The organism is Streptomyces sp. PsTaAH-124 (assembly GCF_000373685.1).
In the GTDB taxonomy this organism is placed as follows: domain Bacteria; phylum Actinomycetota; class Actinomycetes; order Streptomycetales; family Streptomycetaceae; genus Streptomyces; species Streptomyces andamanensis.
The window spans coordinates 59,405-74,882 of record NZ_KB892208.1 but is presented as its reverse complement, the minus strand read 5'-3'; the positions used below and the strand labels follow the sequence as shown (position 1 = coordinate 74,882).

Annotated in this window: 13 protein-coding genes and 1 pseudogene; 8 read left to right on the top strand and 6 right to left on the bottom strand. The window is 73.0% G+C overall.

Annotated elements, in window-relative coordinates; genetic code table 11:
- Positions 1–401 precede the first annotated feature (401 nt).
- The 4 genes and pseudogenes from B086_RS0135895 to B086_RS41600 form a co-directional block, all read left to right on the top strand.
- Complete coding sequence (locus B086_RS0135895; protein ID WP_199790808.1) at positions 402–3,017, top strand: DEAD/DEAH box helicase; 2,616 nt, start codon at positions 402–404, stop codon at positions 3,015–3,017.
- A gap of 193 nt (positions 3,018–3,210) precedes the next feature.
- Entirely contained in the window at positions 3,211–4,110 is a 900-nt protein-coding gene (locus B086_RS0135890; protein ID WP_018571273.1) for an alpha/beta fold hydrolase, read from the top strand.
- A 184-nt stretch (positions 4,111–4,294) separates the two neighbouring features.
- Positions 4,295–6,259 carry a hypothetical protein gene (locus B086_RS0135885; protein ID WP_018571272.1) on the top strand — a complete coding sequence of 655 codons (1,965 nt, stop codon included), beginning with the start codon at positions 4,295–4,297 and terminating at the stop codon, positions 6,257–6,259.
- A gap of 177 nt (positions 6,260–6,436) precedes the next feature.
- Positions 6,437–6,607 (top strand): annotated as a pseudogene (locus B086_RS41600) (IS5/IS1182 family transposase); the annotation flags it as partial.
- Between the two features lie 16 nt (positions 6,608–6,623).
- On the opposite strand, the gene B086_RS0135875 reads toward B086_RS41600, so the two are convergent.
- Positions 6,624–7,532, bottom strand: coding sequence for an NYN domain-containing protein (locus B086_RS0135875; RefSeq protein WP_018571270.1), 909 nt, complete (start codon positions 7,530–7,532; stop codon positions 6,624–6,626).
- Positions 7,533–7,761: 229 nt separating this feature from the next.
- On the opposite strand from B086_RS0135875, the gene B086_RS45205 reads away from it, so the two are divergent.
- Entirely contained in the window at positions 7,762–7,914 is a 153-nt protein-coding gene (locus tag B086_RS45205) for a hypothetical protein (RefSeq protein WP_018571269.1), read from the top strand.
- Between the two features lie 128 nt (positions 7,915–8,042).
- Here the strand turns inward: B086_RS45205 and B086_RS0135865 are convergent, their stop codons facing one another.
- The 3 genes from B086_RS0135865 to B086_RS0135855 all read right to left on the bottom strand — a co-directional run bounded on the left by B086_RS0135865 (position 8,043) and on the right by B086_RS0135855 (position 10,400).
- On the bottom strand, positions 8,043–8,651 hold the full coding sequence (locus B086_RS0135865) for a MarC family protein (RefSeq protein ID WP_018571268.1): 609 nt from the start codon (positions 8,649–8,651) through the stop codon (positions 8,043–8,045).
- An 86-nt stretch (positions 8,652–8,737) separates the two neighbouring features.
- On the bottom strand, positions 8,738–9,616 hold the full coding sequence (locus B086_RS0135860; RefSeq protein ID WP_018571267.1) for a PHP domain-containing protein: 879 nt from the start codon (positions 9,614–9,616) through the stop codon (positions 8,738–8,740).
- Between the two features lie 142 nt (positions 9,617–9,758).
- Complete coding sequence (locus B086_RS0135855; RefSeq protein ID WP_026253129.1) at positions 9,759–10,400, bottom strand: DUF6758 family protein; 642 nt, start codon at positions 10,398–10,400, stop codon at positions 9,759–9,761.
- A 172-nt stretch (positions 10,401–10,572) separates the two neighbouring features.
- Between B086_RS0135855 and B086_RS0135850 the strand changes: the two genes are divergently transcribed.
- A complete protein-coding gene (locus B086_RS0135850) occupies positions 10,573–11,802 on the top strand; it encodes an MFS transporter (protein ID WP_018571265.1) in 1,230 nt (409 codons plus the stop codon).
- A gap of 43 nt (positions 11,803–11,845) precedes the next feature.
- Here B086_RS0135850 and B086_RS0135845 read toward each other — a convergent pair whose 3' ends face one another.
- Positions 11,846–12,430: a suppressor of fused domain protein gene (locus tag B086_RS0135845; protein WP_026253128.1), complete on the bottom strand. Its 585-nt coding sequence runs from the start codon at positions 12,428–12,430 to the stop codon at positions 11,846–11,848.
- Positions 12,431–12,903: 473 nt separating this feature from the next.
- On the opposite strand from B086_RS0135845, the gene B086_RS0135840 reads away from it, so the two are divergent.
- Both B086_RS0135840 and B086_RS0135835 read left to right on the top strand, forming a co-directional pair.
- Positions 12,904–14,019, top strand: a complete 1,116-nt coding sequence (locus B086_RS0135840; protein ID WP_018571263.1) for a magnesium and cobalt transport protein CorA — start codon at positions 12,904–12,906, stop codon at positions 14,017–14,019.
- A 40-nt stretch (positions 14,020–14,059) separates the two neighbouring features.
- Positions 14,060–14,572, top strand: coding sequence for a hypothetical protein (locus B086_RS0135835; protein WP_018571262.1), 513 nt, complete (start codon positions 14,060–14,062; stop codon positions 14,570–14,572).
- Positions 14,573–14,590: 18 nt separating this feature from the next.
- Here B086_RS0135835 and B086_RS0135830 read toward each other — a convergent pair whose 3' ends face one another.
- Complete coding sequence (locus tag B086_RS0135830) at positions 14,591–15,322, bottom strand: hypothetical protein (RefSeq protein ID WP_018571261.1); 732 nt, start codon at positions 15,320–15,322, stop codon at positions 14,591–14,593.
- Between the last annotated feature and the right edge of the window lie 156 nt (positions 15,323–15,478).

Genomic DNA, 15,478 nt, shown 5'->3' with positions numbered 1-15,478 from the left:
GGTGGGCCGGGGTTCCCGGCCGTGCTTCGACAGGCCGCACGCATGAGGATGCCCGGTCGGTGGCCCGATCGGCTCCGACCCGACAGCCCTCCCTGACCGTACGGCACTGTGCGTACGACGATCGGAGGGACCCCCTCAGCGGTACGAGCGCTGGGCCCGCCCCGTGGGCAGGTCCGAGAGCGTCGGCAGAGGTCCCGCGCCACCCGGCCGGCCTGAGCGGCAAGACCGCACGGCCGCCGTCGTCCCCGGTGCGGTCCGACACGACCCCCGCACTCGCCTCGCGCCGCACACACAGAAGAGGCAGCACCCTGACTACGACGTTCCGATCCCTCGGGATCCTCCCCGAGACCGCCGAGGCCCTGGAGGCCGTCGGCATCACCACTCCCTTCCCCATCCAGGAGATGACGCTCCCCGTGGCCCTGTCGGGCACGGACGTCATCGGCCAGGCCAAGACCGGCACCGGCAAGACGCTCGGCTTCGGCCTCCCGCTCCTGGAGCGCGTCACCGTCCCCGCCGACGTGGAGGCCGGACGCGCCACCCCCGAGGCTCTCACCGACGCCCCGCAGGCGCTCGTCGTCGTCCCCACGCGCGAGCTGTGCGTCCAGGTGACCAACGACCTGCTGACCGCCGGCAAGGTGCGCAATGTGCGGGTGACCGCGATCTACGGCGGCCGGGCCTACGAGCCCCAGGTCGAGGCCCTGAAGAAGGGCGTCGACGTGATCGTCGGCACCCCGGGCCGCCTGCTGGACCTCGCGGGCCAGAAGAAGCTGAACCTCAAGCACGTCAAGGCCCTCGTCCTCGACGAGGCCGACGAGATGCTCGACCTGGGCTTCCTGCCCGACGTCGAGAAGATCATCGGCATGCTTCCGGCCCGGCGCCAGACCATGCTGTTCTCGGCCACCATGCCGGGCGCGGTCATCGGTCTCGCCCGCCGCTACATGTCGCAGCCCACGCACATCCGCGCCACCACGCCGGACGACGAGGGCGCGACGGTGGCCAACACCACCCAGTTCATCTACCGCGCGCACAACATGGACAAGCCCGAGATGGTCGCGCGCATCCTCCAGGCCGACGGCCGCGGGCTGGTGATGATCTTCTGCCGGACCAAGCGCACGGCGGCCGACCTCGCCGACCAGCTCAAGCAGCGCGGATTCGCCTCCGGCGCGGTCCACGGCGACCTCGGCCAGGGCGCCCGCGAGCAGGCGCTGCGCGCCTTCCGCAACGGCAAGGTCGACGTGCTCGTCTGCACCGACGTCGCCGCCCGCGGTATCGACGTCGAGGGCGTGACCCACGTCATCAACTACCAGTCGCCCGAAGAGGAGAAGACGTACCTGCACCGCATCGGCCGCACCGGCCGCGCGGGCGCCAAGGGTACGGCGATCACCCTCGTCGACTGGGACGACATCCCGCGCTGGCAGCTGATCAACAAGGCGCTGGAGCTGGGCTTCAACGACCCGCCGGAGACGTACTCCACCTCCCCGCACCTCTTCACCGACCTGGGCATCCCGGCGGGCACAAAGGGCATCCTGCCGCGCTCGGAGCGCACCCGCGCCGGGCTGGACGCGGAGGAGCTGGAGGACCTCGGCGAGACCGGTGGCCGCGGTGCCCGCGGGCGCGGCGGCCGGGGCGGACGCCCCGAGGGCCGCACCGCCGACCGCGACCGTGACCGTGACCGTAACCAGGATCGCGACCGCGACCGCTCGGAGCGCACTCCGCGCCGTCGCCGCCGCACGCGCGGTGGTGCGCCGGTGGAAGCGGGCGCGCAGGGCACCGGTACGGCGGCCGAGGCCGCCCCGGCCGCTTCGGCGCCCGCCGACGAGGCCGCCGCTGTCCGCACCCCGCGCCGCCGTCGGCGGACGCGCTCCGGTGCGGGCGCCCAGCAGCAGCCGGTCCAGCAGTCCGCCGCTCCCGCCGTCCCCGCGGCGGCCGAGGCGGCCGTGACGGCGTCGGAGAGCCCCGCGCTCGACACCGCCGACACGACGGACAGGCCGCGTCGCCGCCGGACCCGCCGCTCGGCGGAGTCCCCGACCGTGACGAGCACGGCCGCTCCGGCCGCCGAGGCCGTGAGCCCCGCTCCCGAGGCGCCGCAGGCCGCCGTGGCGGCGACCACCGTGGCGGAGGCCGACGCCGAGGCGAGCGCCCCGGCCCCGCGCCGCACCCGCAAGAAGGCGGCCCCGGCCGCCGAGGCCGAGGTCGTGGCGGAGGTCGTGGCGGAGGCACCGAAGGCCGAGCCGCGCCGCCGGACCCGCAAGGCCGCGCAGCCCGCACCGGCCGCCGAAGCCGTGGCCGAGGCCGCCGCGACGGCACCCGCCGAGGCCGCGCCGAAGCGCACCCGCAAGAAGGCCGTCGCCGCCGAGGCGCCGGAGGCCGTCGCGGAGACCGAGACCAAGCCGAAGCGCACCCGCGCCCGTAAGGCCGCTGTCGCCGCCGAAGCCACCGACGCGGCACCGGCCGCCGAGGCGGTCGAGGCGACGGCCACCGCGGAGGTCACGGCCGCCAAGCCGCGCCGTACCCGCAAGGCAGCGGCCCCCGCCGTGGAGACCGCCGCCGCGCCCGCCGTGGCGGAGGCCGCTCCCGCCGAGGAGAAGCCGAAGCGCACCCGGAAGAAGGCCGTCGCCGCCGAGGCACCGGAGACGGTCGCGGACACCGAGGCGAAGCCGAAGCGCACCCGCAAGAAGGCCGTCGCCGCCGAAGCGCCGGAGCCGGTCGCGGAGACCGAGGCCAAGCCGAAGCGCACCCGTAAGGCCGCCGCCAAGGCACCCGTCGACGCCCCCGAGGGCGAGACCGCCGAGGCCAAGCCCAAGCGGACCCGCAAGAAGGCCGTCGCCGCCGAGGCGCCCGAGGCCGCCACCGAGGCCGAGGCCAAGCCGAAGCGCACCCGCAAGGCCGCCGCCAAGGCACCCGCGGCGGAGGCCCCCGGGGCGGAGATCCCGGCGCAGTCGACCGGTGAGCCGGCCGCCGCTCCGCGCCGCCGTACGCGCAAGGCGGCCGCGGCCGTCGAGTCCGCGGAGCTCTGAGCGGGCACCGGCCCGCACCGGCAGTACGGCCGACGGCCCGGTCCACCTCGCGTGGGCCGGGCCGTCGGCCGTTCCCACGCCCGGCCGGGGCGCCCGGCCGCGGACCGGGCCGCACCCACCCGACCGCCCTCCCATCGCGCCCTCCACGCCCTCCGCACCCTCCGCACCGCAGGCTCCCCGATAGCCTCACCCCATGAGCAGGCCCATCTCCTTCGTCCCGCCCTCCGGTGCCCGGAGCTACCGGCTGCGCACCGCGCGCGGTGAGTTCGCCGTCGTCGACGTGCCCGCGGCGGCCGGTGCCGGGCCGAGGGGGACGGCGCTGCTGCTGCCCGGCTTCACCGGCAGCAAGGAAGACTTCAACGCGCTGCACGCACCGCTCGCGGCGCGCGGGTACCGGACCGTGGCCGTGGACGGGCGCGGGCAGTTCGAGTCGGACGGCCCCGAGCACGACGAGTCCGCGTACGCCCAGGAGCAGCTCGCGCGGGACGTGCTCGCGCAGGCCGCCGCGCTCGCCGTCCCGGTGCATCTGCTCGGGCACTCCCTCGGCGGGCAGATCGCCCGCGCGGCCGTCCTGCTCGACCGCTCCCCCTTCGTCTCGCTCACCCTGATGTCCTCGGGTCCGGCGCAGATCTCCGCCTCCCAGCAGCAGCGCGTGCAGCTGCTGCGGGACGCGCTCGCGGCACTGTCGATGGCCGAGGTGTGGGAGGCCGTCCAGGCCATGGAGGCGGCCGCGGCGACCGGGGGCGCGGACGAGGACGGCGGTCTGTCCGTCACCCTGGACTCGGGCGCCGAGGACCGCGACGACCTGCGACGGCGCTGGCTGGGCACCCGGCCCGCGCAGTTGCTGGCCACCGGGCGCCAGTTGTGCGCGGAACCGGACCGGGTCGCCGAACTGGCCGCCGTCGCGCTGCCGTTCCATGTGCTGTCGGGGGCCCGGGACGACGCCTGGCCGGTGCCGCTGCTGGACGCCATGGCCGTACGGCTCGGAGCACGGCGCACGGTCGTCGAGGGCGCCGAGCACTCGCCCAACGTGGACCGGCCGCTCGCCACCGCCCGCGCGCTCGCCGACTTCTGGGACGGGGCGGGCCGCTAGGACTGGCCGGGGTCGGCGCCTGCTCGTGGCCCCAGGCCCGCTGGCGGCGGCTGTGACCCCGCCACCTCGGCGCCGCCCTCGCCGATGAACGTGCCCGAGAGCACGGGGGTATGGCGCGACCGAGTCCGGTGCGGAGAAGATGCCCTCAGGCAGCGTGTGAGCCGGACCGGGGGAGACATCCAGGATGCGGACCAGAGAGTTACCGGCGGGCGAGTCCCCGCCGGAGGCAGCCGGTTCTGAGGTCACACGGCTGTTCTGCGCGGCGCTCTACGCGCGCCCGGTCCGGATCGGCGAGTCCGGGCCGTGGCGCGAGGCGCGGCTGCTCCAGCTGGTCAGGGAGGTGCTGCGCGACCCGGCGCGCGCGGTCCCGTCGTACGGTTTCGACCTGATCCCGGTGCTCCTGCACGGAGTGCGTGCCCGCCGGCGCAGGGTGCTCCGCCAGGCCGCCGTGTGGGTGGTGCTCGCCGCCGCCGTCGCCTGGGCGCCGTTCTCGGCCCTGGGGTGGCTGGCCGCGCTGGGCCTCGCGTGGGTGGTCGGCTCGGCCGGTCCGATCTGGGCGATGTTGCCGCTGATGGGTTTCTGGCTGTTCACGGTGGGCTCGTTGGAGAAGAACGACGACCTGCACGAGGTGTGGGTACGCAGCGCCCAGCTCCCCTTCCTGGTGGCGATCACCGTGACCCTGGTGTACGTCGTCGACGGGGTGGTCGCCCGTTCGTCGCGGCGACGGGTGACGGAAGACGGCGGCGCCGCGCCGCCGCTCCCTCCGGCTGGCTCACGGGACCGCGTGCACGTGGAGTGGCTGGGCGAGCAGCAGTACGGCATGGCCCTGCCGTACGACACCGAGGGCCGGTTCATCGGCGCGGGCCGGGTGGCCCGGGGTGCGGCGGAGATGCGCGTGCCGCTACGGACCGCACACGCGGAGCGGCCCGTCGTCGCGCTGCGCGAGACGGAGGTGCTGGACAGCATCGCCGCTGCACTGACCGCCGCCGGCCACGGTGAGGACGGCGGCCCCGGCAGCACCGAGGAGACGGCCCCCCTGCCCGGCTTCTCGGTGGCCCGGGTGCTGGCCCTGCCCGCCGGTCTCTGGCTGGAACACAACCGGAGGGGGGCCGGGGAACCGGAGACGGTGTCCGGCCTCGGGCGGCCCGAGCGGCCGTATCTGCGGGCTCAGTGCGTCAGTTGGCAAGGACAGCTCGTGGTGACCCTGTTCGTGCACGTGGCCCTGCAGGCCGGTGAACTGCGGCTCACCCTGCGGCCCCAGGTGCTGGCGCCCCTGCTGCCGCTGCCCGAACCGGCGGGCCCCGGAGCCCTGGAGGGCCTGCGCGGTGCCGCGGAGCTGGCCATCGCGGTGTGGCGGAACCTGCGGAAGACAACGGCGCGCGAGGACGAAACCATCGCGTCCGACAGCCCGTTGAGCCTGCGCGACCTCCTGTCCCTGCCGGAGGTTCCCGACCTGCACCAGAGGGGCGACGCCGCCCGTCACGTCGAACTGATGCAGGCCGCCGTCCTGCGCGCGGTGGAGGCCCTGCTCGAACGCCACGGGTTCGCGACGGACGCGCTCTCCGACCGGCGTACGGTGATCAACAGCATCCAGGTGCTCGGCGACAACAACGCGGGGATCCAGCTCGCCGGGGGCGTGACCCTGACCCAGGTGGCGCAGACGGCGCCCCTGGCCCCCGCCCCGCTCCCCTCCACCCCCGTTCCCGCCTCCATCGAAGGAGTGAACATGACCCCCGGATTTCCCCGCAGGAACCCGTCCCCCGAGCCCGCGCCGACCCCGGGGGCCGGTCTCAGCATCGGCGGCGACAACAACGGCTCCGCGCAGAACGCCACCGGCCAGAGCCTGTCCGGTATCACCCAGGTCGGCGTCGGCCAGGGCAGCGTGCCGCTCGACTCCCTCCAGACCCTCGCCGCTCAGCTGACCGCATTCCGCGCGGACATCGAACGCAACGCGTCCGGGCTGACGGACCCGGACGCCCTGCGTGACCACACGGCGGTGCTGGCGAACGTCCTGCCCGAGCCGGAGAGCGAGGGCTTCCTGCCCGCTCTGCGCAACGCGTTCCGGACCCTGCCCGGTCTGATCGCGGGAACAGCCGTCGAGCGGACAGGCGACGCCGTGGTATCGGCGATCCGGCAACTGCTGGGCTGAGCCCGGACTCCACCGGCCTCAGCCGTCCTCTTCCGCCAGGACCGTCACCTCCGAGCCGTAGGCCATGGCGAGCCGGCCGCCGGGAGCCACGACCAGGGCCCCGACCGGGGAGGTCACCACCACGCCCCACCACCGACCAGCGTCCGCCCGAGCAACAGCGGCATCGAGCCCTACCATCGGCTGGGCCGCCACCGGTGGACCGTGGAGCGGACGGTGGCGTGGCCGGCCGGGTGCCGCTGCTTGCACAGGCGGTACGAACGCAGGGCCGAACACTTCCTGGCCTTCGTCGGCATCGCGACAACCCTGATCTGCCACCGCAGGCTGACCAGGGGGCGCAACACTCACTAGAGCGCCGCCCCGGCCTTCAGTACTGCGCCTGCAAGTGGTCCCAGAAGCCGTCCCTGAGGGAGCGGCGCAGGTCGGCCTGGCCGCGCAGCGAGTACTGGAGCAGGCCCTCGGCCTCGACCAGGAGTTCCTGGTCGACGGAGCCGGGCAGATAGGGGTGGCCCGGCAGGAGTTCCATCACGCTGTCCCGGCCGCGCGCCGCCAGCCACTTGGCGGCGATCTGCGCGCCGACGAAGCGGACGTCCTCGCGGGTCGGCCGGGTGGTGGCCGTCGGGTCGTAGGTGACCGGGGTGCGCCGGGAGACGTAGGGCTTGAAGAAGTCGAGGTCGAGGGTGCGCTGGCTGTCGACCTCCCACAGCAGCGGCTCGGCCTGGTTGCGGCCCTCGGGGGCCTCGATGCCCCACAGGTGGACCCGGGCGCCGTAGCCCTGGGCGGCCTCCACGGCGGAGACCAGGTCCTCGTCGCCGCCGAGCAGGGCGGCGTCGCTGATGGCACGGTGCCGGGCGAGCGACTCCAGGTCCGAGCGGATCAGGGAGTCGACGCCCTTCTGCTGGTTGTTGGCGTTGAGGTTGCCGAGGCGGACCTTCACGTCGGGCAGTTCGGCGATGGTCTGCTGCTCGGCGGTGTGGATTCGGCGCCGGGCGCCGTCGTACCAGTAGACGCGCAGCAGCCTGCTGTCGGCGAAGACCGTCCGGGCCCGGTCGATGAGCGCGTCGATGAGGCCCTCGGCGTCCAGGTCGAAGGCGCGGCGGTCCTCGGTGCCGGCGACGAGGCGGCCCGCGGCGGCGTAGAGATAACCGGCGTCTACGAAGATCGCGTGGGTCGAGGGCGTCTTGGCCACCTCGGCGAGCATGCGCTCCAGCAGCTCGTTCGTGTGGTCGATGCGGGCGGCGAGCGCCGCGCGGTCTTCGTTCATGGCCTCGTTCATCACCTCCATTGTCCCGGTGGTCACGCAGCGAACACAACCGGTCCCGATCGGTCGACGGAGAGACCGTGACGCATCAGTAATTAGACGTGCGAAAAATTTCCTTAGCGTAGGGAATGTTCGTGGCAGGTGAACCGTTGACCAGATACGGAGCACGGGGCACCGACGCCGCGAGCACCATCCATCTCCAGTAATTCTCCGCAGGAGGATGACCAGACGAAGGGAGAAGCCTGTGCGCTTCGAGATCATGCGACTCGACGAGGTCGACGGCACCACCGTGGACAGCACCGTCGTGGACGCCGCCTCCGTCAATCGGATCGTTCAGCAGGCCGCCGCCATAGGGCAGCGCCTCTGGATCCGCCCGGCCGACACCCCGGCCTCGTAACAGCAGGGGCTGTTTACACACTTCGGAGCCCCCGCACGGCCCGCGTGAGCGTGGCCGGGCGGGGGCTCCGTGCGTCGTCCGGGGACTCCCCGGGCGCGCGTCGTCCGGGGACCCCCGGGCTCCGGGGCTCAGGCGCCGCCCCGCACCACCTGGGTGATGCCGTTGATGATCTGCTGCACGGCGATGGCGGAGAGCATCATGCCCGCCAGCCGGGTCACCAGGACCACGCCGCCGTCCTTGATGACGCGGATGATCAGCAGCGAGTAGCGCATGACGAGCCAGAGCACCACGTGGATCGCGACGATCGCCGACCAGACGGAGACCTGGGTGGCCACGCTGTCGGCCTTCTGCACGGCCAGGATGACGGACACGATCGCGCCGGGTCCGGCCAGCAGCGGCATGCCCAGCGGGACCAGGGCGACATTGACGTCCTTGGTCGCCTTGGGCTCGTCGGTCTTGCCGGTGAGCAGGTCCAGGGCGATCAGCAGCAGGAGCAGCCCGCCCGCGATCATCAGCGCGGGGACCGAGACATGCAGGTAGTCGAGGATCTGGTGGCCGAGGACACCGAACACGGCGATCACGCCGCCCGCCACGCAGACGGCCTGGAAGGCCATCCGCTTCTGGATCTTGGCGGGCCGTCCGGCGGTCAGCGCCAGGAAGATCGGGGTGATCCCGGGGGGATCCATGATCACGAAGAGAGTGAGGAAGAGGGAGCCGAAAACGGCAGCGTCGAACATCGTCTGAACTGGCCTTGCGTACGGGTGAAGGGGAGGGGAAGGAAGGCGGGGGCGGGTGCGGGCGCGCGCGGGAAGGGGCAGGGGCCTCAGGCCGGGCCCGCGACCGCGCCGTCTCCGCCGGCGCCCGGCACCGGGAACGCTCCGGTCGCCCGCCGCGTGATCTCCCCGTACACGTCGGGGTGCGTGGTGAACTCGCCCAGTGCGACGGCCTTGCGGTCGCCGTGGTAGTCGCTGGAGCCGGTGACCAGCAGGCCCAGCTCCCCGGCCAGGCCGCGCAGCCGGGCCCGGGTCGGCGCGTCGTGGTCCATGTGGTCGACCTCGATGCCGTCGAGTCCTGCGGCGGCCAGCTCGGCGATCGTGGACTCCGGGACCGTACGCCCGCGCTTGGCGGCGGCCGGGTGGGCGAAGACGCAGACCCCGCCCGCGCCCTTGACCAGCCGGATCGCCTCGAACGGGTCGGTCTCGTGCTTGGCGACCCAGGCCCGGCCGCCGTCGGCCAGCCACTGGTCGGTGAAGGCGTCACTCACGGTCGGTACGACGCCCAGCTCCACGAGGGCGGAGGCGACGTGCGGGCGGCCGACCGAGCCGTCGCCCGCGATCCGCGCGACCTGTTCCCAGGTGACGGGCACACCGAGCGCGTTGAGCCGGGCGACCATGCCCTGGGCCCGGGGCACCCGGTCGTCGCGGACCAGCTCCCGCTCGGCGAGCAGGGCGGGCTCCTCGGGGTCGAAGAGGTAGGCCAGCATGTGCATGCTGACGCCGTCGACCCGGCACGACAGCTCGGCGCCGGTGACGAGGGTCAGCCCCTCGGGCAGCGCGGCGGTCGCCTCGGCGTGGCCGCGGGTGGTGTCGTGGTCGGTCAGCGCGACGACGTCCAGTCCGGCCGCGGCGGCGTTCCGCACCAGTTCGGCCGGGGTGTCCGTGCCGTCGGACGCGTCGGAGTGGGTGTGCAGGTCGATACGCACGACACGGACTCCAGACGGTGACGGGACGGAAAGGGACACTCAAGGATAACGGGAGACAAGGGGTGCCTTGTCACCCCCGCACACCCGCCTCGCCCCCTACACGCGCCCGCGACACACCCGCAACACACCCGGACGGGCGGGCCTACGGCTGCAACAGCCGCGGGGACAGCGCCCCGCACGGCACCAGCTCGGCCTCGGCGCCCGCGTCCCGCAGGTCGGCCAGGACCAGTTCGTCGTACATCAGCAGGCCGGACTGCTCGGGCCAGACCACCGCCCACAGCCACAGCCCGAGGGCCTCGCCCGCGAAGACGGCGCGGTCGACCGGGGCGCCGCCGACGTGCCACAGGGGGGTCGGGCGGCCCGCGGCCAGCACCTTCGCGTCCGGCGGCTTCTCCACGTTCAGACAGGGGCCGGGGTCGGGGCCCTCGATTCCGGCGTAGCGGGCGCCGAGGCCGACGCCCAGTTCCTCGGCGACGAGGATCAGCTCGCCCATGCCGCCGAGCGGTCCGGGGCCCGAGCAGGCCACGGCGGTCGCCCGGCCGCCGCTGCGGTCGTCGCCCGCGGCGGCCACGCCGGTGAACAGCCACCCCACGGGCAGCGGCCACGGCATCCACACGGGCACCTGGGTGCGGCTGACGACGACGCCGATTCCTTCGACGCTCGGCGGGGTCACGGGCTGCACCGGATGCACCGTCCCGTGCTCAGCGCACTGCCAGGTGTCGCTGAAGAGGCCGGGAGCCCTGACCCGGCCACCGCACTTCGGGCAACTGGGTTCGCCCCTCATAGAGCCCCACGGTCCTACCCGGACAGCGCCGCGTCAAGGACGATCACCCGTCCGGAGGGAAGTCGTCCGCTCCGGACCAAATAGATGTACCTTGCATTAGTTAGCTGATCTAACTTACTATGTGCATAAGCCAACCATCGTTCGAGCATCAACCGTCCGGATTGGAGCACGCATGGCCGCGGACCCCTTCGACGCGGGCGCCGGCAGCATCCTGCGGCAGCCGAAGGCCGTCTGGGCGACGGCGGGAGCATCCGTCGTCGCCTTCATGGGCATCGGTCTGGTCGACCCGATCCTGCCCTCCATCGCCAAGGGCCTGGACGCCACCGCCAGCCAGGTCTCCCTGCTCTTCACCTCCTACTTCCTGATCACCGCCGTGGCCATGCTGGTCACCGGCTTCGTCTCCAGCCGCATCGGCGGCAAGAAGACGCTGCTGCTCGGCCTCGCCTTCGTGGTGGTCTTCGCCGGACTCGCCGGCACCTCGGGATCCGTCGCCCAACTGGTCGGCTTCCGGGCCGGCTGGGGCCTCGGCAACGCGCTCTTCGTCTCCACCGCGCTCGCGGTCATCGTCGGCGCGGCGGCGGGCGGCAGCGCGGCGGCCATCCTGCTCTACGAGTCCGCGCTCGGCCTCGGCATGGCCTGCGGCCCGCTGGTGGGCGCCCTCCTCGGCAACGCGAGCTGGCGCTACCCGTTCTTCGGCACCGCGTTCCTGATGGCCGTCGGGTTCCTGTGCATCACCGCGTTCCTGAAGGAACAGCCGCGGCCCGCCCGCAAGACCTCACTGCTCGACCCGCTCAAGGCACTCGGCCACGGCGGTCTCGCCTCGGCGGCGGTCTCGGCCTTCTTCTACAACTACACGTTCTTCACCGTGCTGGCCTTCACGCCGTTCGTGCTGGACATGACGCCGTACAAGTCCGGCGCGGTGTTCTTCGTCTGGGGCCTGCTGCTCGCCGTGTTCTCCGTGCTGGTGGCGCCCCGCATGCAGGCGCGGTTCGGCTCGCTGAAGGTGCTCGGCGGCTCCCTGGTGCTGCTCGCCGCCGACGTGGTCGTCCTCGGCTACGGCGACCACACCACCGCGATCGTCTGCACCGTGCTGTCCGGCGCGTTCATCGGCGTGAACAACACCGTCTACACCGAGTTGGCGCTCGGGGTGTCGGACGCGCCGCGTCCGGTGGCGAGCGCCGGCTACAACTTCGTGCGCTGGTTCGCCGCCGCCGCGGCCCCCTATCTCGCCCCGAAGATCGAGGAGTGGAGCGACCTGCACATCCCGTTCGTGGTCGCGGGCGCCACCGCGCTGCTGGGCGCCCTGGTGGTCCTGGTGCGGCGCCGGTCCCTCACGCACGAGGCCGAGGAGCTGGAACCGCGTCACGCGACCGAGGACAGCGTCACGGTTTTCGCCAACTGACGTACACGCCCCGCGGCTTGGGTGAGATCGCTCACTTCGGAGGTCACTCCAGCGGGACGGACCGGCGGGCCGGGTCCCGCAGGTCCGTCCCGAGCGTCAGCCAGCGCTCCTGGAGCGCCTGCGCGCCGTGCACGCGTTTGAACGCGGCCTCGTTCGGCGTCATCGGCAGCAGCGGCAGGAACCGCACCGGGTCCAGCGGCGCGTCGAGTTCCAGGTCCTCCACCAGACCGCCCGGCTCGGCCACCAGGACCGAGGTGAAGGGCGCGCCCGGCCACAGCGCCTCCCCCACGTCGAGCGAGGCACCCGGCGCCACGACCACACCCTCGACCTGCGGGGACGCGCCGAGGACGGCGAGCGGACGGAGCACCTTGTCGGTGTCGGCGCGGCCGGTGCGCACCGAGAGGACCAGTTCGGCGCGCGGCCCGGCGACCGGGTCGGCGACCATCGCCGTGGGGTCCGCCATGGGGTGGGCCGACATGCCGAGCGTGGCGTACCGGACGATGTCCCCCTCCTGGAAGCGCAGCACCTCGATCCGGTCCGTGCCGAGGAAGGTGACCGCCGCGCGCGCGTCCGGCTCGCCCAGCGCGGAGCGCAACCGGGCCTCGACCAGAGGAAGAACATCTGCCATGTCGCGAGCATAGAACTCGTCAGTACCCGGCAAAGCGGCACCTTGACACGTCGGCCGACTGATACTCTGACTCGGTGGTTCGGGGCAGCACGCAGAAGCGTCGCGATCAAGCCCCGACGCCGATGGGACTCCCTCACGAGGGACCGGCCGGAGGAGGTGGGGCTGTCATGGATCGAAGTCGACCGTGCAGTAGCACCCGCTCTTCCCGCCGCTGATGTAGCTGTTCCGGCTCCGGCTGACCGCCACCTCTCGCCTTCGTGCCCCTGTGCGCGTCGTACGGAAGAGCACTTCGTTTCGTTTGCCTGATCGTCCGATCTGACCGATCGAAATCAGTGACGAAGCCCGCTCACCGCGTCGGTGCGGTGCTCCCCGCTTTGTGGACGTGCGAAACATCCGCACGCCGGACGTCCTCATTCCGGGCAGTTCCGACCGCCGTAGGCGCTCTTCGTCGCTCGTCACGAAGGAGTCCCGCCATGTCGATGATCCGTGACCTGCGCGCCGTGGTCCGCCCGTCCCGCCCGGCGCAGCGCAAGGACAACGGCACCTACGACACCACCCGCGACCCGGCGACGCCCTCGGCCGTCGTCGACTGCGCCGTCTACCGCGACGGCGCCCGCGTCGAGACCCGCGCCCCGCTCACCCCGCAGGAGGCGATGCGCCTGGTGCGGCGCGACGGCGGCTTCGTGTGGATCGGGCTGCACGAGCCCACCGAGGCCGAATTCGCGGGCATCGCCTCGGAGTTCGGACTGCACCCGCTGGCCGTGGAGGACGCGGTCCAGGCCCACCAGCGGCCCAAGCTGGAGCGCTACGACGACTCGCTGTTCACCGTCTTCAAGACGATCCACTACGTCGACCACGACCAGCTCACCGCCAACAGCGAGGTCGTCGAGACCGGCGAGGTGATGTGCTTCACCGGGCGGGACTTCTTCATCACCGTCCGGCACGGCGGCCAGGGTTCGCTGCGCGCGCTGCGCCACCGGCTCCAGGACGACCCCGAGTTGCTGGTCAAGGGCCCCTCGGCGGTGCTGCACGCCATCGCCGACCATGTGGTCGACGGCTACATCGCGGTCGCCTCCGCCCTCCAGGACGACGTGGACGAGGTCGAGACCGAGGTGTTCTCGCCGGGCCGCGGCCGCACCCCGCGCGGCACCGACGCCGGGCGGATCTACCAGCTCAAGCGCGAGGTCATGGAGTTCAAGCGCGCGGTGTCGCCGCTGCTGCGGCCCATGCAGCTGCTGAGCGAGCGGCCGATGCGGCTGATCGACCCGGACATCCAGAAGTACTTCCGCGACGTGGCCGACCACCTGGCCCGCGCCCAGGAGCAGGTCATCGGCTTCGACGAACTGCTCAACTCCATCCTCCAGGCCAACCTCGCCCAGGCGTCCGTCGCGCAGAACGAGGACATGCGGAAGATCACCGCGTGGGCCGCGATCATCGCCGTACCGACCATGGTCTGCGGGGTCTACGGCATGAACTTCAAGTACATGCCCGAGACCCACTGGAAGTACGGCTACCCGGTGGTCATGGCGGTCACGGCCGCGATCTGCCTCGGCATCCACCGCACGCTCAAGCGCAACGGCTGGCTGTGAGCGCCGCCGGTGCCCGGCCGGGTCTCGTTACGCTGCTGTCATGACAAGCGCACCGCTCGACCGGGCCCTCGTCGAGGAGGCCACGAAGAAGTCCGGGCTCGTCTGGGTCGCGGGCCCCGGCACACCGGCCCGCCCCCTGTGGCACGTCTGGCACGAGGGCGCGGTCTGCCTGGTCGGTGACGGCCCCGGCGAGCAGCCGCTGCCCGGCCTGGCCGACGGCGTCACCGCCGAGGTGACGGTGCGCAGCAAGGACAAGGGCGGCCGTCTGGTCACCTGGGCGGCGCGCGTCGTGGAACTCGCGCCCGGCTCGCAGGCGTGGCAGGAGACGGTGGCCGAACTGAAGGGCAAGCGCCTGAACGCGCCGGACGCGGAGACCATGACCGAGCGGTGGGCCCGCGAGTGCCGGGTGCTGCGCCTGGAGCCGACCGGCACCCTGGAGCCGCTGCCCGACACCTCGCTGGCAGCGGCGCCGCTGCCCAGCCCGGCGACGACCCGTCAGCCGGTCCCGGCGGGGCTGCCCCGGCTGCTGCTGAGGAAGAAGCGGCGGCGGTAGCGGTGGCGGGGCGGCCCGTCAGGACGTCGGGAGCTGCTTGCCGTAGTCGACGGTGTCGTCCGCTTCCGGCTCGGCCAGCGGGAAGTCCTTGCCCCACTCGGTGAAGGTCAGGGTGCCCGCGTCGCCCGCGCGGGCCAGCCGCAGCGGATAGGGGGTGCCCTCCAGGGAGACGTCCAGGGTGCCGCCGGTGCCCTGGCCGCCCGTGATGCGGAGGGTGCGGACGCCGGACTGCTCGTGGCGGCCGTCCGCCGCCAACGCGCCGTGCAGTGTCAGCAGACTGTCGAGGAGCACGCCCTTGTCCGTGAAACCGCTGAACCGCTTGTACGCGGGGTCGCGCTGGGGCACCTTCACGTACTTGCCGTCGAGCTTGCCCGCCGCCCCGCCGTTCGTGCTGCCCTTCCCGTCCTTGCCGTCGTCGTCCGCGTTGCTCCAGAACTGGGCGTCCGCCTTCAGATACAGCTGCGCGCCGACCCGCAGCAGCCCGAACGTCACCCCCTGCGAGGTGACCGAGCCCGTGCCGCCGTCGGACTTCAGCCGCATGTCGAGCCGGTACGTACGGCCGTTGCTGACCACGTCGCCGGCCAGGTGCACCGCCCCGGCGGACGCGGCGGCGGCCTTGGTCCGCGCCTGGACCTGGTCGGCCGGCAGCTTGCCGACGCCGTTGGTGCCCGCGTCCGGATCGTCCCCGGAACAGCCCGTCAGGCCCGCGCCGGTGACGACGGCCAGCGCGCACAGCGCACTCGTCAGCATGGCCCGGCGGGTACGGCGGCCCTGGGGAATCGCAGTCACAGGCGGCACTGCCTTTCAGCTCGCGAGCGGCGGGTGCGGTGCGGCCGCGGGCGCCGCGCGGCATGACGGCGTACAGGGGAGGCACGGCACGCGGACGGCACCACGGGCTGGGGAACC

What these genes read in the sequence shown, in the direction of transcription:
- B086_RS0135895 (WP_199790808.1), top strand. Translation starts at nt 402, where the DNA reads ATGACGCTCCCCGTGGCCCTGTCGGGCACGGACGTCATCGGCCAGGCC.
- B086_RS0135890 (WP_018571273.1), top strand. Translation starts at nt 3,211, where the DNA reads ATGAGCAGGCCCATCTCCTTCGTCCCGCCCTCCGGTGCCCGGAGCTAC.
- B086_RS0135885 (WP_018571272.1), top strand. Translation starts at nt 4,295, where the DNA reads ATGCGGACCAGAGAGTTACCGGCGGGCGAGTCCCCGCCGGAGGCAGCC.
- B086_RS0135875 (WP_018571270.1), bottom strand. Translation starts at nt 7,532, where the DNA reads ATGAACGAGGCCATGAACGAAGACCGCGCGGCGCTCGCCGCCCGCATC.
- B086_RS0135865 (WP_018571268.1), bottom strand. Translation starts at nt 8,651, where the DNA reads ATGTTCGACGCTGCCGTTTTCGGCTCCCTCTTCCTCACTCTCTTCGTG.
- B086_RS0135855 (WP_026253129.1), bottom strand. Translation starts at nt 10,400, where the DNA reads ATGAGGGGCGAACCCAGTTGCCCGAAGTGCGGTGGCCGGGTCAGGGCT.
- B086_RS0135850 (WP_018571265.1), top strand. Translation starts at nt 10,573, where the DNA reads ATGGCCGCGGACCCCTTCGACGCGGGCGCCGGCAGCATCCTGCGGCAG.
- B086_RS0135845 (WP_026253128.1), bottom strand. Translation starts at nt 12,430, where the DNA reads ATGGCAGATGTTCTTCCTCTGGTCGAGGCCCGGTTGCGCTCCGCGCTG.
- B086_RS0135840 (WP_018571263.1), top strand. Translation starts at nt 12,904, where the DNA reads ATGTCGATGATCCGTGACCTGCGCGCCGTGGTCCGCCCGTCCCGCCCG.
- B086_RS0135835 (WP_018571262.1), top strand. Translation starts at nt 14,060, where the DNA reads ATGACAAGCGCACCGCTCGACCGGGCCCTCGTCGAGGAGGCCACGAAG.
- B086_RS0135830 (WP_018571261.1), bottom strand. Translation starts at nt 15,322, where the DNA reads ATGCTGACGAGTGCGCTGTGCGCGCTGGCCGTCGTCACCGGCGCGGGC.